The sequence below is a fragment of the Synechococcus sp. PROS-9-1 genome (assembly GCF_014279775.1).
Lineage (GTDB): Bacteria > Cyanobacteriota > Cyanobacteriia > PCC-6307 > Cyanobiaceae > Synechococcus_C.
Map to the genome: position 1 here is coordinate 700141 of NZ_CP047961.1, position 20207 is coordinate 720347.

Consider the following 20207-nt stretch of genomic DNA (forward strand, 5'->3'; position numbering starts at 1 on the left):
TCAGATGGCCCACTTACAGCTCAGCCGCAGCAGCAGGCGAAAACCCATGTCAATGGCAAAGCCAATGAGGCCAAGCACAATGAGTTCGGCAAAAATTTGGTCGGTGCGGAAGAACCGTTGGGCTAGTTGGATGCGTTTGCCAAGACCCACTTCAGCGGCGACGAGCTCCGCCACCACCACCAGGTTCCAGGAGGTTGCGATATTGATTCGCAACGTATCAATAATGCTGGGAAGGCTGTAGCGGGCCACGACCTGTACCAGCAGTTGACGGCTTTTCCCTCCCAGCGTGAGTGTGGTTTCAATCAATTCCTTGGGAACAAACTTCACTGCATCCATCACCATCAGAATGTTGAAATAAACCGTGCCAATAAAGATCAGGGCGATCTTTGGTTCTTCGCCGATACCGAGGTAGATGATCAGTAAGGGAATAAAGGCTGCCGCCGGCATGTAGCGCAACATGGCGATGAGCGGCTCACAGAGAGCGCAGATCGCTGGGTAGACCCCCATACATATGCCAATGGGTACAGCAAGAAGCGTGGCCAAAAGAAAGCCGCCGAACACACGACCTGTGCTTGCGACGATGTCTTGGAACAAAATGCCGCTCTCTGCCATTGCGGCCAGTGATCGGAACACGGCCTGGGGCGAAGGAAGAAACTTCTCATCCACTAGACCCAAGGATGCGATGGCGGTCCAGAGCAGGAGGGGCAGCAGGAGGGATGCCACCTGCAGGCCGCCACGCATGGCCTTGGATGGCATGGCACCCAAGGTGAACAGAGAGAGAAGCTTGGAGTTTCTCTCCTTGCTGACAGCGGCGGCCGTGGCAGTCATCAAGAAGCTGCGATCTTCTTGATGAAGCTGTCATCAAACAGCTCGCTCATATCTGGCTTTTCAGGCAGAAAACCGACCGAGACCATGAAGTCAGCCATCGATTCCGCTGCATAAGGCATGTGTTGCATGCCATCCCCCTGGCTGAAGGCCTCAAGGTTTTCCTTGATTGAGAAGAACCGGGTGCCGTCTTTGTACTGCTCATACTCAGCGGTAGGTATGCCAGCACGTTTGGCCATGATCGCCTCAGACTTTTCAGGGTTTTTGGCCATGAACTCCCGAACCTCCCACCAGGTTTGGACGATTTTCTGAACATCGTCGGGGCGTTCTTTAATCAGATCACCACTCAGGGTGAGCAGATCGGGAATCGCGCCTGGGTATTCCTTGGAGCTGGCAATCACGCGGGCGCCTTCTCGCTTCATTGCCGTTCCGGTGTATGGCGGGAATGCACCCACGGCATCGACCTGGCCAGCGGCGAAGGCCGTTGCAGCTTGGTCGGTCGGCATGCCTTTAATCACAACATCATCACGGCTCAGGCCAGCGTCTTTTAACGCAAGGCTGAGCAGGTAATCGTCAACAACACCCTCTTCAACGGCAACGGTCTTGCCCTTGAGTTCAGCGACGGATTTAATCGAAGCATCTGCAATGATCTGGTCATTGCCGGATGAGTTGTCGTTTACTAGCACCACAACTTCACCGCCGTTCTCACCAGGCAGGAAGGAGATGGTGTCGTTGAGGGTCTGGGAGTTGCCGTCGATCTTGCCGGCGGCAAATGTTTCCATCGACTGCAGGTAGCCGTCGAACCATTTCATTTCTACGTTCACGCCGTTCTTTTCGAACAGCTTTTCCTCAACGGCTATCGCCCAAGGCCACCAACCGGCCCAGTTGCTGTAGCCGATCACGATGGGAGTGCCCCCCACCGTGGGGGTTGGTGGCTTGGAGCAGGCGACGGCTAAAACGATGGCTAGGCCGGCGATGAGAAGGTTGCGCAGTTGTTTGGTCATGGCATGGGCGAGATAAAAAAGCAGGTTCGGTTCGCTCAGGCAGCGGCCAGAGCAGGGGCGGTTGTGGACCGGTTGGCAAGGGCTTGTAGAACCCACCGGTGCCAAGCATCGAGGCCTTCACCGGTGATTGCGGAGACCTCGATCACGGTTGCGTTGGGATTGATGCTGAGGATGTTGTGGCGAATCGCAGCGAGATCAACGGGGAGATGGGGAAGCAGATCAACCTTGGTGATCAGCACCACATCTGCATTGCGGAACATCAGCGGATATTTGAGTGGTTTGTCGTCTCCCTCCGTGACACTCAGCAGCGCCACCTTGAGGTGTTCACCCACATCGAATTCAGCTGGGCAAACGAGATTGCCCACGTTTTCAACCAAGAGAAGGTTCAATTCCGCAGGATCGAGCCGTTGTTGCAGCAACCTGAGCCCACCACTGACCATCGCCGCGTCCAAGTGGCATGCACGTCCAGTGGTGATGGGAACAACTGGAATGCCGACAGCTTCCAGGCGATCAGCATCGAGTTGGGTGGTCATATCGCCTTCTAAAACTGCCACCCGCAGATCGCTAGCTAGTGAGGGGAGTGAGCGTTCGAGCAACGCTGTTTTTCCTGCACCCGGACTGCTCATGAGGTTGAGGCAGAGCAGGTCCCAGCGCTCGAGCTGTTGGTTGTTGTGTTCGGCTTGATGAGTGTTGGCGGCTAGAAGGTTGAGGCCAAGCGTGTCCTCGAGTGGCATGTGCATCAGAAAAGGGGGGTATTGGTTTTCAGCGACGACGCTGGATTGACATCGACTCAACGACAGCTGCTGCGTCGCTGCGGTAATCGATGCTGCGGATGCGCAATTCCCTGCCGCTCTCGATTTCCTCAAGCGGGTGATCGCAACAGGGCGAGCGATAGGCGTTCTCCGGGACGGGGACGTAGGAGCTGTTGCAGCTCAGACATCGACCAACGAAGGGAATCTCCGTGATCGTGAGTTTGGATCCATCGAGCCAACTGCCCTGCACTACAGCGTTGTAGGTGGTTACGAGCTGATCGGGTTCGACGCAGGTGAAGCGACCCACATCGAGGTGAACGGTCTCGACCATCACCGAGGAGTCATCACGTTGTTCGCGCCATTCATTCAGAGAGATCAGAAGGCACTTGGTCATGTCGACTTCATGCATGGGTTATCTCCACTTCTGATCGACGTTCATGTTGCATTCGTCACTGATCCATGCCGGTTTGCCCTTGCGGGGCAACTGGCCACTCACCACGAGGTGAGCCATGGAGTCGCAAATAACACGGGTTGCCATCAGTGATGTCATGTCGCTGATGTCGTACGGAGGTGATACTTCAACGATTTCAAGCCCGCAGACGGGAACATTGCGCACGATCAACTCGAGCAGCTTCAGCGCTTCTCGAGGCATCAATCCGCCTGGTTCTGGCCAGCCGGTTCCCGGTACGAAACCAGCATCAATGCAATCGATATCGAACGAGATGTAGACGCAGTCGGTGCCGTCAGTCGCGCGTTCAATGGCGTATTGAGCCGCAGCTTCCAAGCCCATTTCGGTGATGTCGGTGACCGTGAGCACGTTTGTGCCTCGTTCCCGGCAAACTTTCACCCCTTCCCTGGGGACCTGCCAGCCACCGATGCCGAGCTGCACCAGGTTCACGGCCGGAGCATTGGCCATGTTTGTTGCGTGGAACCATGGACAAGTGTGCATCCGCTCATCCAAGTCAATCTCCTGGGTGTCGACGTGACGGTCGAAGTGGATGATTCCAACCTTTTTGTCGCCGAGATGGCGGCAAACCCCTCGAACGGTGGGGAAACCAATGGAGTGGTCACCGCCGAGGATGATCGGGAAGGCCCCGCTGGAGAACACGTGGGCGATGCCCTTAGAGATTTGATCGAAGCTCTTTTCGTTATTCGCGGGAATCGTGAAGATGTCACCCACATCGCACAGGGTGATCTGTTCCCGCAGATCCACCCCCATTTCGTAGTTGTAGGTGGTGTATAGAGCAGAGATGCGGCGGATGCCCTGGGGGCCGAAGCGCGTACCAGGGCGATAAGTCGTACCGCAGTCGTGGGGTACGCCAACAATGGCGACGTCGTACTTGCCGACCTGACTCACGTCTTCCAGGTAGGGCGCCTTCATGAAAGTGTTGATGCCGGCGAAGTGCGGCAATTCACCTCGAGAAAACGTGGAGATGTTGCGATCAACGATGCTCTCAGCTGCTTCCAGGCCTAGACGCTTGGCTTGATCAACTTCCTGTTGCCAACCCGTGAGGGGAAGTTTTCGTTCTTTTTCGAGAGCTTGCATCCCTTCGCTTGGATGCGAGCGTTGGAATAGTCCGGATGGATCCGTAGGAGACGACATTGAACGGGGGTTTCGGGTTGGGGCGGTCTCCCGGGCTTTTATCCCTCCGTGTGCCGACATCGTCGACTGAAATCTCTTGGACCAGACATCCCGGAGGACCGGAACCCTAGATTTCTTCCGCAACATCACTATTGACGTTGATGTTGACCTCGTATGTGTGACTTGATACAAAATCTGGATCTGATCTACAGCTTTATCGGACCGTCTAATTGATGCATCTGCTGGATTTATTTTAAAACTGCAGGTAATAATAATTTCGCCTTTGAGCTCACATTATGCTCATTTAGGTTAAGCAAAATGCCGTCTATTTGATAAATAATTAAGGCTAAATTGCTCGGCTGTGTCTTGAAACTGGCTCGCCCAATTCTGCATCAACTCAATTGTGTGCTGAGCCCCACTCAATCGAAAGGATGAGTCACATTGCTCTTTGGATTGGCGCTGTCCCTTCATCTGTTCGTCTTCTAAACACGCCATATTGTCTAAGCAAATAGAGCCACTCAGGTGACCAGCAGCAACTGCTTCTCGTATAAGCAAGCTCCTCAATACCGAGCATGAGGCAATCCAAGTAGCCCTCAGCACAAGCTAAAGCCATCCAGATCGACGCCAGATCTCAGAACAATCAACCCGCGCTGGGCAGAGTCAGCTCGCAAGAGATACAGGAGGAAGGGCTTTGGACATCCGCTTCCCATCATCTTTGCTCTAAAAACTGCTCTAAATAAATGGTTGATTCTTCTTTAGGCCAGTTATATCAGTTGGTTTGAGTCATGAAGCACCTGCATGGCATGCAGGGGGTCAGCGGTTCGAATCCGCTTGGCTCCATTGAATGAATCCCTTCCACTGGAGGGGCCTTTTAGTTTTTGGGTCTATATGCGCAGTCTTTAAAAAAGCGTGTTTAGCGCGATTTTTAACACGAATTTGCTGTGCTCCACGGGTGAAGGTCGTTTTCCGCTTGTCCTTAAGCTCGTTCAGTTCGCTGACATCCATATGCGGTACATCGGCCCACTGGGCCTTAGCCGCAGTGGTGCATGAGCCCCTAACCCAAACTAGAGACAGCAATCCCAACAGCTGGCCAGCTGACCAATGTCTCAACGCAACAGCTTTCGATCTCCAAGCGCAGCATCAGAGATAGCAGAAGCCAACAGCCCCAACGAGAGACGACGCAGCATGGAGCGTTTATTAGATGCCGTAACGATGCCTCGCTTGTGCTGCTGCTGCTCGCTGCAGTAGGCAGTTTCAGCTTTGCTGCTATTCGGTGGGCAATATAAAACCCCGCTAGTGGCGGGGCTCCTTCATAAACTTTAGAAGCCTTAAATACATAAGGAAGTCAACCTCCCGCATAAGCTTTAGTTGAGTATTACCAAAACAAGCCAATGGGACTAAAGACTTTCAATAAACGAATAGCTCTTTGGGTTACAGAGAAGGTTGGCACGATGTGGTGTGCTTATGCATTCTGTTTCCTTGCATTAATCTCTTTGCCTGAAGCATTGGCTTCGCAAGACCCCTTGAAGATCGTCTCCTGGGTGGCACAGACTTTTCTCCAGCTTGTACTACTTCCAATCATCATTGTTGGACAGAATATTCAAAGTAACATTGCTGAACAGCAGGCTGAAACAGACAGCAAAACACTTATTGCTATTAGGCAGCTAGCAGAGGAGATACATGAAGCAACATACAAGCCAAGCACTGCACTCCTTGAATTGAACGACTAATCAAAAGAGAAGCCTGAGATTTTTTAATTCTTGATAGTCTCCAATTGACTTGTGTTTTGATCAAAAATAAAATCAATTTATTCGTCTGGGTAGGTACCATTTACTCAGATTCAACCTCAGCAGCTACATCCCTCCCAAGCTCTTCAATACCGAGCACCAGCCAAGACTTGTAGCAATCAGAGTCAATTGCCCTGAGTGCCATCATTAGCTCTTGAAGCAGAGGCATTCTTGTCTTTGTAATTGTTGATGTCATATGACCCAAGCATTTTTAGCAAGGATATATCCTTTTCCATGAGTAAATCAGACCCTAATGCCAGTCGGGCTTGCTTCCATCGCCATTTTTCATACAAAGGAAAACCTCGGATCCTCTGTCTGCTCCTTTTCGCAAGCTGAACCAATAAAGATCTCCTCCAGTTGGGTTTATGTTGTCAAAATTTAATCCAAGAATTTTAGCTTTTGAGATGCAGCTTTGAAGTGCTGAAATTGGAATTGAGATGTCTTTATAACCTTCAGCATTTGCCAAGTGAGGGCTCATTAACATGCTTGCGCAGTATCCAGCAACTGTTGAGGTAAATGTCGATGTCAAGAGGTTTTGTGCAAACATGCTTATCTAGAACTGCTTCAAATTTATACTACACAACGCGTCGAAAATCAATTTCCAGGGACATTGATCTGTCATGCCTCAAGCTCACCCAGTCCATCACCAAGAATTTTTCAGCTCGCTCCGAAGCTTTCCTCTATCCAGTAGAGGCATTCTTATCGTCTCAATTGTTGCCTTTGGGACTACATCAATAGCCAAGGCAGGTGATGGTTTTTTTGTTAATTGTGAACGCAAAGATAACTACCCATTGCAAGCACGTATATATCACCAGCGCGGTGGAATGGAAATTCACTGGGCAAGCGGAATGGTCAACAGGCTATCTATCGTCAACTTTGACAATTCCATTTATAAAGATCAGCATGGCAGTGCCTGGAGCGAGCAATCGACTGGATTAAACAAATTCATGCTCAAGCGGAATGACTTCACTTACAACTGCTCAATACTTGATAGGTTTTGACCGCTTAGGGGCTATGGCAGGAGTCTGAATTGTGCGCTTTTCGCCACAATTGGTTTGGTGTAAGCAGGGGCTAACCGTTGGAGGTTGGCCCTTTTTTGTCCCACTTCCGAGTTATTACAAACTTTCTGCCCTTACCGCTGTAGTAGTTACAGACGTGCAAGTGGGCGACTTGGTTAAGAGCTTGCACACTAAAATTAGCCGAATATCTACTCGGTTTGTTCGTAATAATACCCTTCATCGTCCTCGCTAATTCTGTAAAAGCCAGGCTCTTCAGAGCCTAGGGTCATAAACTTTACTTTGCAGGCGAGACTTTCATTTGTTTCAAGGATCTTTCTGGGATCATTGTCTTTCGGAAAGACTGTGTCACCAAGAAACTTGCCAATAGTTTTTCCTGAATTTTTTGATGCTTCCTGGGCGGCAGAAATGGCAACCATGCCCATGAAGCCAGAGCCATAAACAGCTTGGGCAACTAACTTGTCGTTTGATATGACTTTGAACTCTCTTTCATCGTTTAATTGATAAAGAATCGCCGCCCCATCTTTGGATCGTGTGATGAAATTTGTAAATCTTCCTCCATTTTCACCTGCACCATCATATGAAATTTGAAGAATATTACTAGCGAGTTCGTCGCATTTTTTGTACGACTCAGAAGATGTTTCCTGGATAAGTGGATTCTGCGGATAGTCTTCAAGTAGAGAGCAGGACGCAGTGCCTATGCCTGCCAAGGACAAGGTAAGGAGGGTTTTGGCGAAATCTTTGGCCACAGTTTATTAGAGTCGTTATCGCATTATCCCTTAAAAACTCTAAAAGTGCTTTTTTCTGTGTTTTTTTAATAGGTTTGCTTCCTTGTCGGATTGACAGGGCTTTTATTTCTTGAATCACTGCCTAATAACCCCGATAGGTATCCTATACCTGGCACTAATTAATATTTGGCCCCGCCACGAGCGGGGTTTTGATTGCAGCCAGAATGTTTTGGGCAGATACTACTCACAAACTACCCTCGACACACAGATGACGAACGGCCTCTTGCAGGGGAAAGTTAAAAGGCAACTGCCTTCTGGGAGTTGGCATGGACATGGTCTGCTTCGTCTTTGACGATGGATTCAACGACGTCTCTCATTGAGGTTGGTTGGTTATCGCCTCTTACCTTCCACATGCTGTTTGGCTTGTTCCAATAATGAACAGCGGTGGAAACAGCAGGTTGGCTCAACCACTCATCTGACTGCTCAATCAGCATCCTTTTGTACGTCTTCACTGCCTCCACTTCCACTGCTTCACCCAACAGAGCAGCAAGCTCGTGATCGATAAGGGTGATGATGGCGAATGCCCAGTAGATGATGACAGCAATGTGACGTGCCAAGAACCTGTCACCCCAGTTCTTCAATCCATTGAGGTCTCGGGCAAAGATGTCTTCATGGGTTTGTTCGTTTGTGTCCTGGTAGCGAGCCAGTTCCAACGTCTCTCTGATGTTGCCTTTTCGATCTAGTCCAATCGTTTCCAGGTAATGGCAGGCACTCTCTTCTGCGGTGTAAGCAGTACGAGCAATGATTTCCAGTGATGCTGCCCTTCTCTCATCAGCCTTGCTCCAAACAACATTCAATAAGCTCTCTCCTGTTTCAATGATTTTGTGAGCAATCTCAGCCTTTCTCGTTTTAGTTTCCATACGATAAAAACGTCTTACTTCCTTTCTAGATCGCTCTCCATCAAATGTTGTGAATCCATTGTGAAGGTTTTGTTATTTATTCTATTTATTATTTCTATGAAAATAAGAAGGCTAGCAGTGGTGTTGACTGTTTATAATCATCCACCGTCAACTTGGCAGCCAACCAACGCGCCTGCCGCTGCACCTACGGGAACTCCTACCCAACGTCCTTGATCTCTAGATAACGCAGCTCCAACTCCAGCACCTAAAAGTCCCCCAATAACGCTTCCCTGTTTGCAATCGTTGTTATCCACTTTCGGCTGTGATACCGAAGATGGAGAGCCCTGGCATGCGATCTCTACTTTCTCTGTCCAGTTTCGGACGTATCCAGGACGAGCCTTCGTTCCAGGCACATATTCCTCTCGATATTCATCTCGGAAGCACTGAGTACTCCGCGAATAACCAGCCTGGGACTCGGTTTGCGCATTCCCAGGACAGCCGATAGCAAGAGCTGCGCCGGTGAGTAGAAGGGCGGTCATTTGAGTGCGGAATAAGGCCATCGATGTTGCTTGCATGTTGAGAATCTACCCACCTCACCAAGTAATGCAAGCTATGGGCACTGACCTGGAAAAAGGAGTTCGGTTGAGCATCCGAGGCAGGTTAATTGAGTGGCTCCAAGTGGAAATGAAGTGTGGATTTATCCAATAGTCAGTTGGACGTGAAGGAAATTTCAGTTGTCTTCTTCTATAGGCAATCAACAATCAACTACTCACTCAGCTAAATCATGTTGGTCCTGTCCACTAAAGTCAAAAAGCACATTCCAGCCATGTTTTTACCAGGCGCTGTTGCAATTAAGGTATTAGCTGGACAGTTGGATTGAGGGATTAACCGCCGTTCTCTAACGAGCTTCCAATTTGACTTCAATGCACCGTTGTGAATATGGTGGTAGGAATACTCTCTACTTTGTGGATCTTCTGATGCGCTCTTTGCTATTAGCCCTTCTACCCCTCATAGTGGTTCCTTCGGCAGCCTTGGCTCAGAAGGAGATTCCTAAAGCGGAAGATCATGACCAATGCCCTTTGGGATACGTGAATACTCTTGGATCGACTTGCGTATCCCCTATTTATTACGAAGTAGCTCCTACATATGGTAAAGCATGCCTTTCCGGTTGGATGAATATTGGTGCGGGCTATTGTAAGAAGAAGAAAGGCCCCCTTGGGATCTTTTAAAACTACAGAACTAATAATTAGTCCTTCCAATTATTGATGCGCTACACACCTGCCTTCGCACCATAAAGGAAGCTTTGAGCCTTTCTTGCTGTGTTTGGCGTGTGATTCCGTTCGGCTCGCCAAGCTCGCGATATCTATCAACGATCAGCCCCTTGATTGGGGTTTGCCTGGTACGGCGATAAACGCACCAAGGTGGCTCAACTCCGCCGGTCTTCAATGCACCATCGACCAGAAGGTGTGGCAGAAACAGCTGCTTCTCATCCTCCTGATTCCTCCGCTAGACGTAATGGTTTGAGCGGTTGTTGCCAGGTGTAGACGAGGTGCGTTTGGAGACTCTGCGGACCAGTGCAGTGCTGACCACCTTCAGTGGCCATTGAGTCGATCGTCGTGCATCTCGCTAGCTCGATCTAAGTTGAGACCTAATAGGTGGAAACCTCGATGGTCTTGGCCTTGAGGGTGCGATCCTTGGTGGCCTCGATGATTGGCCCCGGTCAGCAACGTGAAAGGAGTGGGACCCGCACTAGGGCAACATCACGCCTAGGCAGTTCAGTCTCAACAGAATCTTGCGAAAGGAACTAGTGACCATCAGAATTACAACAACTGCATTTGCGAAATGACATTGGCCTCGATGATCTTATTGCAGATTGGAATAGGCGCCTTATGCACTTTTGTGATTTGGTTGTTATGCGTCAGGATTCTTCCTAAATTAGCTCGTCATTCAGCTACTAGTTTTGATGATTTTATATTGAAGTGTTTTGCCGATCTAGCGGTTCCTTTGGGAGTAGTTGTGGCGCTCACCTTGATTCGCGATGATTTGCCATTGAACCAGAGTCTAAATTCAACCTATGGAAATTTAGTTCATTTTGCCATTTTTGTAGTGGCTGTGCGCTTTGTCAATCGCATCGCTGTTCGATTTATGCAGGGACTCGTACGCCGTGCTGAGGATGAGCTTCAAGTGATGTATTTGTCGCTTATGCCCCTGATGCGTGCCTTGGTTTGGGTTGTGGGTACTCTGCTTTATCTACAAAGCCTAGGAATGCAGTTGGCAGCAATATGGGCTTTGCTTAGTGCGGGTGGTATTGGAATTGGCTTAGCTCTCAAAGATCCAGCTATGGAATTGTTTGCTTATTTTATGATTCTGCTGGATAAACCATTTCGTGTTGGGCAATTCATCAATATTGGTCCTACATGGGCAACAGTTGAAAAAATTGGTGTGAGGTCTACTTGCTTGCGAAGCTTGCGCGGTGAAATTGTTGTAATGAGTAATTCATCGCTAATCAGTTCAGTGATATCTAATTTTGCCGATATGCCTAGACGTCGAATTATTTATACAATAGGCGTAACCTATGATACCAGTGCAGAGGTAATGGCAAAGGTGCCTAGTTTGATTTCTTCGGCTGTTAATAGGGCTGAGCATGCAGTTTTTGACCGTTGTCATTTTGTTGAATTTGCTCAGTCAAGCTTGAATTTTGAGGTCGTTTATTTCATAGACACCAAGGACTATGGGGTGGCAATGGACTCTCAACAAAGTATAAACCTTTATATTATGAAATTGTTTGAGGAGAACGGTATTGATTTTGCATTCCCAACGCAAACAATACACATAGGGAGTTCATGATCTTATTGTGCTTAATCCTTCTTGGAGAGGTGACTGCATTGTTTCTTTAATTCCAGCTGTTTTGGCGGGCACTGCAACAGAAGAATCCTGGTGCAGTTGCTTCCTGCCTCAAACTACTCGACTTGATGACGGTCTTGGGCGTCAAGTCAATCGCTGGTGGCACTACTCAGCACAGACGTTGAATTTATTGCAGCTGGCACCAAAGTAAGTATTTCTTTTCGTGAAGCGTCACCTGTCAGTAATATTCGCAGCGAACAAAATTGGATAGAACCTGGTTTGCTAATGAAAGGATCATTTATTCGATTAACTCGCCCTTCACTTCTTTGGGATTGTCGTCGCTTGACAACATCGCAAGTGATGCATCAGATGATCTTACCTCCTAGGGAAGGCCAGGAAGAACGAAGTCATGTCATGCCTCTTACATGCTTTCTTCTATTGCTGCCGTTACTGCTGACTTCTCCCGTACTGGCAGATGGTCAAGAACGAGAGATGTACCTCTCCATGCAGCAATTTGACAGGACGGTTGATCATGCGCATGCGCAGTGTGCATCTATTGATCTTGAATTTACACAGAAATTCTATGATTGCTTTGATAGAATGATGAAAGGAATCTATGTCGATAGCAGCACTATTAACTTACCAAGTGAGTAACTAAAAGCCGTTTAATTTATTCTGGTCTTTATGGTCAATTCCCTACGATGACCGGCGTAGTTGAACCATTAATACTAGGAACAACTTTTGTAGTGCCATCCCACTTGTCCAGGAACAACTTATACAACACCTTATTGTTTAATCCTCTGTTGAGAGTTTCAAATTTGAGAGCTTCTTGCTCTGCAATCTTCACTTCGGTTTTGGCTCTTAGGAGTTGTTGCTCGGCAATTTGTTTTTGTTCAATGGCTGACCGATATTCTTCTGCGATCTGAAGGCCAGTAAGGTCTAGACCTTGAACCGCAACATAATCAAACTTATTAAGCTCTTCTGCCACACTTTCTTCTACTAGCTTAGATATGTTGTTCCAGTCGGTGGCGATTGTATTCAGTTCATACTTAGAGAATACTGACTTCAGCGACTTAAGAAGAGAGGGCTGTATCACTCGGCTGTATATACCAACATCACTGATTGCGATTGTGCTATATATGCGGGGTGCTTCATCGGGCTTAACAGCATATTTAATGGTTGCAGTTGCCTCAATTACCTGAAGATCCTTGGTGAGGGTAGAGAAATTTTCAGGAACAACCTGTGTGCGTATACTAAATAAGTGTGAACTTTGAATCAAAGGCAACTTAAGATTCAGTCCAGGGACTCGTGGCTTTTTCGCTACCTTCCCAAGAGTGGTTACAACTCCAACCTTCCCAGCGGGAACTACAAATACGCTTGAAAGAATCAAGATACCGCCAGCTACTGCCCCGGAAATTCCTAATACAGTCTTTGAAACTTGCTGGCTTTGTCCTTGCGGAAAAGATTTCATTTAACGATTATCTTTTTTACACGCTAGCGCGAATCGACGGCCGTCGTTGGTGTCGCTTTACCTTTCAGGGTTGATCTCTAAAAGGCGGTAGATCTCCTGAAGATGGTCGTAGGGCGTGTCTGCCCTCGGCTTTTCTTCAGGTATCTCAGTGAGAGCAGATTTTCCCCTTAAAGGGGTGTTCTTGTTCTGCCACCTATGAAGACGATCTGGACGGCTTCGGACCTAGCAGATTGCAAGCCGGTTTGTCTCATGCTTGACATTGAAGAGCTTGGAAGGGATGTAGCGGCTGAGCTTGAAACGGAGTTGATGACTCCTTTGTTGCTAGAAGAACAGCAAGAGAGGTTGATGGCTTGGCAGTTAGGAGTAAATCTCTAATCCTTTTGGGGTATGGCTCAGCAGAGATGTGGAACTGTGATGCTAATCAGTGATAGATAGAACGAGCGACTCTCAATAAAAGCACTTCTTTCAATTTCAGCGCTCCTGATACTTCTTTGGCTCTATTGGGGGGCATATGCAGGTTCAGCGACAGCACAGGCCATGATCAAAGTAGTTTCGACAAGTCGAGCCATTGGCAAAGTCCCCAAAGGTAAAAAAGTGTCCGACACTTCGGGCCTATTGATTCAGATGGGGATGTCTGTGATACCGCTTTTCGCTATACAGTAACCTGGGCATAATAAATCAAAGATTTCAGAAGTTCATTAAGCTATAAACCCAACTTTCGTTGGTATGACTCAATGATGTTGCGATTGAACATCCATAAATGAGGATCAGTATTGGCCTGCTCAACCACGAATATTAGAAAGAGGTGCGGTGTGAGCTACCGCTCCTTTTTTTATGTATGGTGGTCTTCAAGAAGGTTATCTTGCCTGCCAACATTAAGTATTAAAGTTGTTAATTGTAGACACATTCTCTGTAACCTAAGGCGTGTTTCTGCATCTTAATTCAGCACTGGACAGATTTCTTCTTTTATTGGTATCGAAAGTAGCGAAGGCAGAACCCATAAAGTGAGAAAGTTCGAAGGAGTTAAAGCGATTCAAAGTGTTCTTAACATCGATTGTCATGTTGGCCACCATTCCTTTGACAGCTCCTGAACAAGTACGCCCCGACCCGGTCATCTCTGGTCCCTCGATTTGTCGATACCACTACGGGGAGAAGAAGCCTCAATCTCCCGACTGGATTCAAGTTGGAGAGGAAACCGACGCATCAGGCAATATCACGCCCATTTACACAGAGTGCAGACCTGTCTGATCCGTTGGACTGCTTCAGCCCAATCTCAACGATCAGCCAAGTTCTAGATAGGGTAGTGTCGATTGGCCATTTCGCGAATCACTGCAGCTGCAGCTCGGCCATTGCTGAAGGCGCGATAGATGGCCAGTTGGTTATTCAAGTCTTGGCATCTTGTGATGTTGTGGTCCATGCAGCAAACAAGGATATGAACTGAATCAATCGTGGCCCCGTTTCAATAGCTCGTGACGTGAAATGCAACGCCAAATTAATATGTGGTTCGCACCTGCTTTTCGTGGATCTGCTTGGTGCATCCGTACGATTGAGTGGGCGCAATCAGATTGGATGACCTGATTGGGATGAGGTTATTTGCTCGGCAGACTGGACTGACAGCAATCAAGCCTTCATGCCGATCCCATGGGGGCTGCCTCTCGAAACATCCCGCGGTATTGAGACGATCGGTCAGTAAGTCGTGACTTGAGCAGTATGTCCAAAATGTACTGGCTAACAAAAGATTGCCCTTCTCCTTTGCCCACCATGCAGATGTATCTCGCGGACTGTGTTTTTCCGGATATTGAAGGCCAGCTCGCTGCTTACAAGAGTTTTTGTGAGTTGTGGGATTCAGGGGAGATGGCAAAGGCAGATAACTTTCCAGGCTTTGAAATGCTGTTTCGAGTCCATGCACCAGGTGCTGGTCGGGTGACGTGTTTGTTTAAAGCCGGAAGTGATGCACAGATTTTTGAGCACTTTGCTCCCTGGCGCGCTCAATACGGCATTGAGATCGACCTCACCCCTGTGATCGGCTGCCAAGACGTTGTGGACCATCACAAAAAGCTGTTCGCAAAAATGGCCTAAGTACTCCAGTCATGTAGCTGGAATTTGTCATCTATGGGGCCAGCACCTCGCTTTGGTCCCACGATCCAGGGCATTGGAGAACACGATCTGGCGATAGCCACCGGCTGACCTGTTGTGGTGCCTGAGAAAAAACCGACACTTAAACTGAAATTCCCGACCACCAACACCAACCTTTGAGCGAATCCACTGGTCGTGCTGAAAAAGCACAGTTTTTTGCTTACTTAGTAACTCTCGCTTACGGCGAAAAGGATGAACCAACACTCGCTCAGGTCGTTTTCCTGAGTCCTAAAGAGGGTGAAGACACGAGGATGGTTGCGAAGGCTCTGCTGGAGAACGCCAAAAACACAGCTCCACAGACTCCGAGGTTCGACTGGTCGACTCTCAAGGTGCAAGGAAGCCAAACCTTGAACGACAAAGAGCTGACGAAGTTGGTGGATGCGGCTTCACAAGGTCAGGTCGGTGTCGGACGCGTTTCTCGGTTGAAGCTCTCTCCAGACTGAATACTGCTCTTTAAGGGATTGTTCTTGTTCTGCCAGCTCTGGAGTCGATCTGGATGGCTTCAAGACCAATTAATCCAAGGTCCTCCTCAACTGACATGAATGACATGAACTTGTCTTTTGAGCTTCCAATGGCTAATTGGCATGGAGTGCTCAAGTGATCGACGTTTGATCTAGCGATTGTGTTATGAGTGGATCACGCCAAAGTGCCCGATAAAGAGCCCACTGCGCGAGAACAGATAACCGTTTTTTCAATGAACCAAAAAACACTGCCGATAGAGCTGGGCCCCGTAGCTTCGAGACCAAAGGCATCCACGACAACCAAAAAGCAATCAGAATTAATCACCTGGGAAGAGCTGATTGGCAAGCGCTAGATATGGCGCTTGAAGATCACGATCAAGCGCTAGATATGGCGCTTAATGCATCAGGCCCTAGCCACTCTCGGAGAGCACATCGCTTTCAAACCGCTGGGAGTTTCAACAAGCATCAGCAATTGAAGGATTCCTAAGGGGCGTCATCGTTGAGCTCAATGTCCAAACCTGGCAAGTTATTGGCGTTTTGCCTGCCCTCCACGGCGTTCGCATTCTGCCGCTGATTAGTGCGCACGTTTGCGTGCATCAACTATGACCTTTGTATTCACCTAACCATCGAGCCCAATACCTGAATATCCACCGACGATCCATTCCTCTTCAAGTTCGTAGAAAGACAGGAACCATTCTTTCTTCCATTCTTCTGGGATGGTGAGGCTCCAGAAATTAGGAACGACAAGACAAGTCACAAGGTGCCCTGTATGCCGAGTGACCTGACCCGTTTCTTCCATGTGAGGTTGATCTGCTGCTTCTGGAAGAAGGTGGCGACATTGAGGAAGCACAACGAATTGAAAGAGACGCTCCCTATCGCCGCCGCTCTTGATGTCAGCGCTTGCAGCCGCCGAGAAGTCTCTCCAAAACTGGTTATTGATGTACTCGAGCACGATTTCTTTACTCCATCGAGTTGCGCTGTTGAAGTTGTCTAGGTAATCGCCACTGTCCTCTAAGTATGCGCAAACATTGCTGAACAACTCAACCTTCTGGTGATCGCTGAGAGCCTCCACGAATTCGCGCTGCAGATGGAAGGACATTCAGTGGTAAAGACATCCCACCAATTGTCTCCAATCATCAGCCCGGCTTTGAATAAGGCCGATCAACTCTTTTGCCGAATTTCTGAATTGGGGTCCCAGATCGGTTTCGCGTATGTACCCGTCAACTCGTGCTGTGGTTGCTGAATCCCAAGTTCTTCGTGGCACTGCCTAGCGACCAAAATTGATTTTTTGTGGAACTCCGTCCAAGGCACCAGTTTGTTGCCATCCCAAATGGGAGGAAGACCCGTCTCTCTAAAAATCTGATCCAACACCTCAAACTGTCTAGGCAGGTCTTATGGGGTTATCACAGCTGCCAGCCTCACCCACGGCTATTCCCTGCCCTTGCGATTGGTTCAAGCCTCAGGCTTAGAGATATAGCGTTTTATGGAGGTGCTTCGCCCTTCAGCGCTGCATGCTTTGACGAGAGGTTGAGCGGAGGAGAGTTGAATCTCTTCTGGGGTCGCTTCCTTGACGTCTTCTGAGCAAGCCCAAGCTTGGCTAGTCGTCAATGTGTCTTGGAAGTGTCCTTAACACCGATAGGCATCGGCCTGATCAGAGCGTGTAAAAACTTGGAACAGGAGCTGGGCTACAACGACAGCGCCCACGATGAATTGTGGATGTACTCATTGATCAGGAGAGCAAGTGACCAAAGGGCTGAAGCATCGTTGCATCAACTTCAGCCTCTGGATTGAGCTTCAAAACCATCCATAAAAGCATTGCTGAACAGGCCTTGTCATCTGCTCCATAGTCGTATTTCCAGTCTTTGACCATGTTGACGACCTCATGTTGAGCATTAGTGATGAACTCATCAGTCCATTCCTGCATAACCAAATCTTTTAAGCAATGATTGGCTTCACAGATTAGCTGCGGTACTGGAGTCGTCTGACTGGGCTGGCTAGGTTATTTTCTTCGGCTACTGAGACCTATCCCGTTGATGATCTCAGCGCCTTGAGTCCGCGTCCTCTTGCAGCAATTGGGCTACCCCATTCCCAAAAGACCAGTCCTCGGGTTGTGTCGGAGTAATACTGATAAACAGGTCTTCCTTCCTCACACCTTGTTTCTCAAGCTCTTCAGCAAGCACCCGGAACAACTCAACTTTTAATGCTTTACTCCTGGGTGAAGACGTGATTTGAAGAAGTAGGGGTGGCTGTTCAGATCGATTGATACCCCACATGGTGCGACTGATGCGCATTCGTGATTTTGGCCGTTCGTTAATGATGTAAACCCCACCATTGTTTGGAATTCCCCATGCTTTCACGAAGCATGAGTGAATCGTGCTTTGGATCTGATCGAGGGCTTCTTCAGTCATCCCTTCTGTAATGTTAATTGTGGTGAGTGGCATCCTATAATTTGAATTTAATGCTCCTCTGAAAGCATACATCTTTTGCTGGATATCATCTTATTTGTCGTCTCTATGTTCAAGCTTTCTTGAAATCCTAAATTTATTATTCTTGTCGCTTGTATTGCCAAACCGAAGTTTAGTTTTGCTTGGTTCTTATTCTCCTTCTTCAACTTTGGGGTTTTCTGCTGTCCATGCTCGCTCGAGTGCATTTACCTTTGCATTTCTTTCAGTAGACTCAACAATGACGTTGAGGTTGCGCTTGGCAAGGATCAAGCGAACGAGAGAAACCAAGAACCAGTATGCGGTCGCAATAAGCACACTGAAGTAGACGAAACGCATTCTCCCTCCATCCGTAATCAATCAGATTTTAAGGGGACTGTGTGGGGCATTGCGGCCCAGCTAAGCCGTTTTGTTGCATGTTGCTTGAGAACCGTCTCCCTTGACCAACGCCTTGGTGACGAGTTTGATAGAGCACTTTGTGATGGCAGCGATGCAGGACGATGCTCTTAAAGCGTTGATCTCTGATTTGGGAGAGGGGATCGTGATTGATCCAGAGCTGCTTGAGGGTTGCTCGGTTGCCGCCCATGACCTCGACGACATGGATGCTGTTCAAGCTGCTGAGGTTGCAGCTCATGTGTTTCTCACAATGTTTGAAACCAAGGTTTTGGAGCAGACCGGTGAGAGTGCAGAGCCTGAAGAGGGTGAATGGTCTGGCTTCGTCAATGGGTTTCGCTTTGTCATTGAACGCGATGGAGATGGTGACCTTGTGGTTGATTTCAGTGATGCTTGAGGTTGAGCCCAACGGCGCGTCAGAGTTCGTCTATGACAGCTAGAGCCTCAAGGACGTGGCATGCGGATTGAGAAAGTTGAGCAGGTTGCTGCCTTGATCATTACGGCCGGACTCGTGCTTGGAAATTTTGTGATGTTCACTCCATGGAGGAATGACCAAGATCCTCGCAATCACCAAGCGCCTCCGCTTCAGTCACAGTCTGAGCGACCTTGATTCCGATCTGATGATTGGGATTGGTGCTGAAGGTTTGGCACGCGCTGCAGCGCGTTGTGATCACGGCTAGAAACCTATATGCTCTGAGTTCTGGGAGATTGAACTTTTGGGAGATTACACAGTTGCCATTCTTGCCACCATTGGCCTCGTAATTGTTTTTACTGTTCCTGTTGTTTGGCAGTTTTTGCAGCCCAACGATGACGATTTTGGCGATATCAGTAAAAAGCCAAGGCAATAATATTAATAATGGTTTATGCGATATGAATGTTGATATTCTTGTCTTCGATTCTCAATTTTCTCTATTTAGCAGCAACTGATTCCGTTTGCTCCAACTTGTTAGTTTTCTTTTTCGGAATCGTTTGACACTCTCTCTTCTGGGGTTAGATATTCTTTAATGATTGGGGATTCTTCGCCTGCTTCCAGGGCCTTAATATCTCGTTCGATGTTGTCGATGAAGAGTGTGTTCCCATTCGCTTTGGCAATGCTTAGTACTTTCTTTAATCCCTCTAGCAGTTGCTCGTAGTCGCTCACGGATCTTTTCTGGCTATCGCTGAGCATTGATGAACATTTGGCTTCAGAGCCTTCGTGATTACAGCCATACAGCTTTGGATGCTTTTGCTGGTTTGGCAATGCGCCTTTACACCGATGCCAGTCGGTGATGGCTGGCACAAACTGTAGATATTGAGATCGGAGGCGCTTTGACAGACGACACTCCACCTGAGTTTGCAGCCGAAGCAAGCTGACCTCAAATCCCTGGAAACAGGGATTTGACCGGCATCAATCACTGAGCTCGGCTGTCGTTTCATTGAGAGGGCGGCCTGCTTACGTTTCCGAAATTTGGAGAATCTTCATGAACAAAGCTGCGATGACCACCTCCCAGACTCAGCCTTCCCTGATGTCCGTTGGAGCGGCCTCTGAATGTCGTTCGCGAAATGATCGTCAAACGTATTTTTCGATCACGAGAAGCCTGGTTCAAGCTCAGTTCAAGCTTGATGATCGGGAGTTGTCTCGTCGCCTGTGGCAGGAGGTTGCCGACCGTGATCTTGAAGTTGGTCGGATTATTAATCTGATGTATGGATGTTGGTTCCACCAGGATGAGGATGAAATGATTGAAGTTGATCATCGCCATCTTTCGTTATTTGTTGACTAGCTTTATGGCCTTAGTCCTAATAGGGACTTTTATCCATTGGCTTGATAATTTCTCGGCTTTAAACCGTCGCGGTTTGTTCGTGTGGATGAATATTTATCTGTATTGATT

Annotated in this window: 26 protein-coding genes, 1 tRNA gene and 1 riboswitch; of the genes, 12 read left to right on the plus strand and 15 right to left on the minus strand. The window is 48.3% G+C overall.

Translation table 11 applies throughout. The features are described 5' to 3' along the window. From SynPROS91_RS03660 to speB, 5 genes are read right to left on the minus strand one after another with little or no spacing between them, the layout of a single operon-like run. A complete protein-coding gene (locus tag SynPROS91_RS03660) occupies positions 1-828 on the minus strand; it encodes an ABC transporter permease (protein WP_186518507.1) in 828 nt (275 codons plus the stop codon). Beyond that, positions 828-1829, minus strand: a complete 1002-nt coding sequence (locus tag SynPROS91_RS03665; RefSeq protein ID WP_186518508.1) for an ABC transporter substrate-binding protein — start codon at positions 1827-1829, stop codon at positions 828-830. Before SynPROS91_RS03665 ends, SynPROS91_RS03660 begins: the two co-directional genes overlap by 1 nt. 35 nt (positions 1830-1864) lie before the next feature. Next, positions 1865-2569, minus strand: a complete 705-nt coding sequence (gene hypB / locus SynPROS91_RS03670; protein WP_186518510.1) for a hydrogenase nickel incorporation protein HypB — start codon at positions 2567-2569, stop codon at positions 1865-1867. Positions 2570-2591: 22 nt separating this feature from the next. After that, positions 2592-2990 (minus strand): hydrogenase maturation nickel metallochaperone HypA, encoded by a 399-nt coding sequence (locus tag SynPROS91_RS03675; RefSeq protein ID WP_186518512.1) that lies wholly within the window; start codon positions 2988-2990, stop codon positions 2592-2594. A 3-nt stretch (positions 2991-2993) separates the two neighbouring features. Beyond that, positions 2994-4184, minus strand: a complete 1191-nt coding sequence (gene speB / locus SynPROS91_RS03680; RefSeq protein WP_186518514.1) for an agmatinase — start codon at positions 4182-4184, stop codon at positions 2994-2996. 25 nt (positions 4185-4209) lie between these two features. Further along, positions 4210-4305: riboswitch (guanidine-I (ykkC/yxkD leader) on the minus strand. Positions 4306-4922: 617 nt separating this feature from the next. Here speB and SynPROS91_RS03685 point away from each other — a divergent pair. Together SynPROS91_RS03685 and SynPROS91_RS03690 are read left to right on the plus strand one after the other, a co-directional pair. After that, positions 4923-5003: transfer RNA gene (locus tag SynPROS91_RS03685), tRNA-Ala, on the plus strand. A gap of 551 nt (positions 5004-5554) precedes the next feature. Further along, the gene (locus SynPROS91_RS03690; RefSeq protein WP_186518516.1) at positions 5555-5893 is read left to right on the plus strand and encodes a hypothetical protein; all 339 of its coding nucleotides are present in this window, start codon (positions 5555-5557) and stop codon (positions 5891-5893) included. A gap of 307 nt (positions 5894-6200) precedes the next feature. On the opposite strand, the gene SynPROS91_RS03695 is transcribed toward SynPROS91_RS03690, so the two are convergent. Continuing rightward, positions 6201-6416 carry a hypothetical protein gene (locus SynPROS91_RS03695; RefSeq protein ID WP_186518517.1) on the minus strand — a complete coding sequence of 72 codons (216 nt, stop codon included), beginning with the start codon at positions 6414-6416 and terminating at the stop codon, positions 6201-6203. A 154-nt stretch (positions 6417-6570) separates the two neighbouring features. Between SynPROS91_RS03695 and SynPROS91_RS03700 the strand changes: the two genes are divergently transcribed. Further along, positions 6571-6951 carry a hypothetical protein gene (locus tag SynPROS91_RS03700; protein WP_186518519.1) on the plus strand — a complete coding sequence of 127 codons (381 nt, stop codon included), beginning with the start codon at positions 6571-6573 and terminating at the stop codon, positions 6949-6951. 206 nt (positions 6952-7157) lie between these two features. Here SynPROS91_RS03700 and SynPROS91_RS03705 read toward each other — a convergent pair whose 3' ends face one another. The 3 genes from SynPROS91_RS03705 to SynPROS91_RS03715 form a co-directional block, all read right to left on the minus strand. Continuing rightward, complete coding sequence (locus SynPROS91_RS03705) at positions 7158-7715, minus strand: hypothetical protein (protein WP_186518521.1); 558 nt, start codon at positions 7713-7715, stop codon at positions 7158-7160. A 275-nt stretch (positions 7716-7990) separates the two neighbouring features. Then, a complete protein-coding gene (locus tag SynPROS91_RS03710; protein ID WP_186518523.1) occupies positions 7991-8614 on the minus strand; it encodes an alternative oxidase in 624 nt (207 codons plus the stop codon). A gap of 137 nt (positions 8615-8751) precedes the next feature. Then, entirely contained in the window at positions 8752-9168 is a 417-nt protein-coding gene (locus tag SynPROS91_RS03715; protein WP_255439910.1) for a glycine zipper 2TM domain-containing protein, read from the minus strand. Positions 9169-9570: 402 nt separating this feature from the next. Here SynPROS91_RS03715 and SynPROS91_RS12140 point away from each other — a divergent pair, with 402 nt between their 5' ends. From SynPROS91_RS12140 to SynPROS91_RS03725, 3 genes are all read left to right on the plus strand, one after another. Beyond that, positions 9571-9822 (plus strand): hypothetical protein, encoded by a 252-nt coding sequence (locus SynPROS91_RS12140; RefSeq protein WP_255439911.1) that lies wholly within the window; start codon positions 9571-9573, stop codon positions 9820-9822. 613 nt (positions 9823-10435) lie between these two features. Beyond that, positions 10436-11440, plus strand: coding sequence for a mechanosensitive ion channel family protein (locus tag SynPROS91_RS03720; RefSeq protein ID WP_186518525.1), 1005 nt, complete (start codon positions 10436-10438; stop codon positions 11438-11440). Positions 11441-11596: 156 nt separating this feature from the next. Next, complete coding sequence (locus tag SynPROS91_RS03725) at positions 11597-12091, plus strand: hypothetical protein (protein WP_186518527.1); 495 nt, start codon at positions 11597-11599, stop codon at positions 12089-12091. A gap of 34 nt (positions 12092-12125) precedes the next feature. Here SynPROS91_RS03725 and SynPROS91_RS03730 read toward each other — a convergent pair whose 3' ends face one another. Beyond that, on the minus strand, positions 12126-12908 hold the full coding sequence (locus SynPROS91_RS03730; RefSeq protein ID WP_186518529.1) for a prohibitin family protein: 783 nt from the start codon (positions 12906-12908) through the stop codon (positions 12126-12128). A 249-nt stretch (positions 12909-13157) separates the two neighbouring features. Here SynPROS91_RS03730 and SynPROS91_RS03735 point away from each other — a divergent pair, with 249 nt between their 5' ends. The 3 genes from SynPROS91_RS03735 to SynPROS91_RS03745 all read left to right on the plus strand — a co-directional run bounded on the left by SynPROS91_RS03735 (position 13158) and on the right by SynPROS91_RS03745 (position 15487). Next, positions 13158-13283 carry a hypothetical protein gene (locus SynPROS91_RS03735; RefSeq protein WP_255439912.1) on the plus strand — a complete coding sequence of 42 codons (126 nt, stop codon included), beginning with the start codon at positions 13158-13160 and terminating at the stop codon, positions 13281-13283. 1386 nt (positions 13284-14669) lie between these two features. Further along, positions 14670-14987: a DUF3303 domain-containing protein gene (locus SynPROS91_RS03740; protein ID WP_186519404.1), complete on the plus strand. Its 318-nt coding sequence runs from the start codon at positions 14670-14672 to the stop codon at positions 14985-14987. 173 nt (positions 14988-15160) lie between these two features. Then, positions 15161-15487 (plus strand): hypothetical protein, encoded by a 327-nt coding sequence (locus tag SynPROS91_RS03745; protein ID WP_186518533.1) that lies wholly within the window; start codon positions 15161-15163, stop codon positions 15485-15487. A gap of 637 nt (positions 15488-16124) precedes the next feature. On the opposite strand, the gene SynPROS91_RS03750 is transcribed toward SynPROS91_RS03745, so the two are convergent. From SynPROS91_RS03750 to SynPROS91_RS03765, 4 genes are all read right to left on the minus strand, one after another. After that, positions 16125-16604: a hypothetical protein gene (locus SynPROS91_RS03750; protein ID WP_186518535.1), complete on the minus strand. Its 480-nt coding sequence runs from the start codon at positions 16602-16604 to the stop codon at positions 16125-16127. 630 nt (positions 16605-17234) lie between these two features. Further along, positions 17235-17429: a hypothetical protein gene (locus SynPROS91_RS03755; RefSeq protein ID WP_186519405.1), complete on the minus strand. Its 195-nt coding sequence runs from the start codon at positions 17427-17429 to the stop codon at positions 17235-17237. Between the two features lie 115 nt (positions 17430-17544). Further along, complete coding sequence (locus SynPROS91_RS03760; RefSeq protein WP_255439913.1) at positions 17545-17913, minus strand: tautomerase family protein; 369 nt, start codon at positions 17911-17913, stop codon at positions 17545-17547. 186 nt (positions 17914-18099) lie between these two features. Beyond that, entirely contained in the window at positions 18100-18285 is a 186-nt protein-coding gene (locus SynPROS91_RS03765) for a hypothetical protein (RefSeq protein WP_186518539.1), read from the minus strand. Between the two features lie 151 nt (positions 18286-18436). Here SynPROS91_RS03765 and SynPROS91_RS03770 point away from each other — a divergent pair, with 151 nt between their 5' ends. Together SynPROS91_RS03770 and SynPROS91_RS12145 are read left to right on the plus strand one after the other, a co-directional pair. Beyond that, entirely contained in the window at positions 18437-18736 is a 300-nt protein-coding gene (locus SynPROS91_RS03770) for a hypothetical protein (RefSeq protein WP_255439981.1), read from the plus strand. Positions 18737-18887: 151 nt separating this feature from the next. Beyond that, positions 18888-19019 carry a hypothetical protein gene (locus SynPROS91_RS12145; protein ID WP_255439914.1) on the plus strand — a complete coding sequence of 44 codons (132 nt, stop codon included), beginning with the start codon at positions 18888-18890 and terminating at the stop codon, positions 19017-19019. 266 nt (positions 19020-19285) lie between these two features. Here SynPROS91_RS12145 and SynPROS91_RS03775 read toward each other — a convergent pair whose 3' ends face one another. Further along, complete coding sequence (locus SynPROS91_RS03775) at positions 19286-19618, minus strand: hypothetical protein (protein ID WP_255439915.1); 333 nt, start codon at positions 19616-19618, stop codon at positions 19286-19288. 181 nt (positions 19619-19799) lie between these two features. Here SynPROS91_RS03775 and SynPROS91_RS03780 point away from each other — a divergent pair, with 181 nt between their 5' ends. After that, positions 19800-20099 carry a hypothetical protein gene (locus SynPROS91_RS03780; RefSeq protein WP_186518541.1) on the plus strand — a complete coding sequence of 100 codons (300 nt, stop codon included), beginning with the start codon at positions 19800-19802 and terminating at the stop codon, positions 20097-20099. Positions 20100-20207: the final 108 nt, after the last annotated feature.

Bases quoted from the DNA above. Each gene is read 5' to 3' on its own strand.
- SynPROS91_RS03735 (WP_255439912.1), top strand. From the start codon at position 13,158: ATGCTTGACATTGAAGAGCTTGGAAGGGATGTAGCGGCTGAGCTTGAA.
- SynPROS91_RS03715 (WP_255439910.1), bottom strand. From the start codon at position 9,168: ATGCAAGCAACATCGATGGCCTTATTCCGCACTCAAATGACCGCCCTT.
- SynPROS91_RS03765 (WP_186518539.1), bottom strand. From the start codon at position 18,285: ATGCGTTTCGTCTACTTCAGTGTGCTTATTGCGACCGCATACTGGTTC.
- SynPROS91_RS03730 (WP_186518529.1), bottom strand. From the start codon at position 12,908: ATGAAATCTTTTCCGCAAGGACAAAGCCAGCAAGTTTCAAAGACTGTA.
- SynPROS91_RS12140 (WP_255439911.1), top strand. From the start codon at position 9,571: ATGCGCTCTTTGCTATTAGCCCTTCTACCCCTCATAGTGGTTCCTTCG.
- SynPROS91_RS03690 (WP_186518516.1), top strand. From the start codon at position 5,555: ATGGGACTAAAGACTTTCAATAAACGAATAGCTCTTTGGGTTACAGAG.
- SynPROS91_RS03755 (WP_186519405.1), bottom strand. From the start codon at position 17,429: ATGCAGGAATGGACTGATGAGTTCATCACTAATGCTCAACATGAGGTC.
- speB (WP_186518514.1), bottom strand. From the start codon at position 4,184: ATGTCGTCTCCTACGGATCCATCCGGACTATTCCAACGCTCGCATCCA.
- SynPROS91_RS03720 (WP_186518525.1), top strand. From the start codon at position 10,436: ATGACATTGGCCTCGATGATCTTATTGCAGATTGGAATAGGCGCCTTA.
- SynPROS91_RS03660 (WP_186518507.1), bottom strand. From the start codon at position 828: ATGACTGCCACGGCCGCCGCTGTCAGCAAGGAGAGAAACTCCAAGCTT.
- SynPROS91_RS12145 (WP_255439914.1), top strand. From the start codon at position 18,888: ATGACCAAGATCCTCGCAATCACCAAGCGCCTCCGCTTCAGTCACAGT.
- SynPROS91_RS03710 (WP_186518523.1), bottom strand. From the start codon at position 8,614: ATGGAAACTAAAACGAGAAAGGCTGAGATTGCTCACAAAATCATTGAA.
- SynPROS91_RS03760 (WP_255439913.1), bottom strand. From the start codon at position 17,913: ATGACTGAAGAAGCCCTCGATCAGATCCAAAGCACGATTCACTCATGC.
- SynPROS91_RS03675 (WP_186518512.1), bottom strand. From the start codon at position 2,990: ATGCATGAAGTCGACATGACCAAGTGCCTTCTGATCTCTCTGAATGAA.
- SynPROS91_RS03770 (WP_255439981.1), top strand. From the start codon at position 18,437: ATGCAGGACGATGCTCTTAAAGCGTTGATCTCTGATTTGGGAGAGGGG.
- hypB (WP_186518510.1), bottom strand. From the start codon at position 2,569: ATGCACATGCCACTCGAGGACACGCTTGGCCTCAACCTTCTAGCCGCC.
- SynPROS91_RS03740 (WP_186519404.1), top strand. From the start codon at position 14,670: ATGCAGATGTATCTCGCGGACTGTGTTTTTCCGGATATTGAAGGCCAG.
- SynPROS91_RS03700 (WP_186518519.1), top strand. From the start codon at position 6,571: ATGCCTCAAGCTCACCCAGTCCATCACCAAGAATTTTTCAGCTCGCTC.
- SynPROS91_RS03665 (WP_186518508.1), bottom strand. From the start codon at position 1,829: ATGACCAAACAACTGCGCAACCTTCTCATCGCCGGCCTAGCCATCGTT.
- SynPROS91_RS03750 (WP_186518535.1), bottom strand. From the start codon at position 16,604: ATGTCCTTCCATCTGCAGCGCGAATTCGTGGAGGCTCTCAGCGATCAC.
- SynPROS91_RS03780 (WP_186518541.1), top strand. From the start codon at position 19,800: ATGAACAAAGCTGCGATGACCACCTCCCAGACTCAGCCTTCCCTGATG.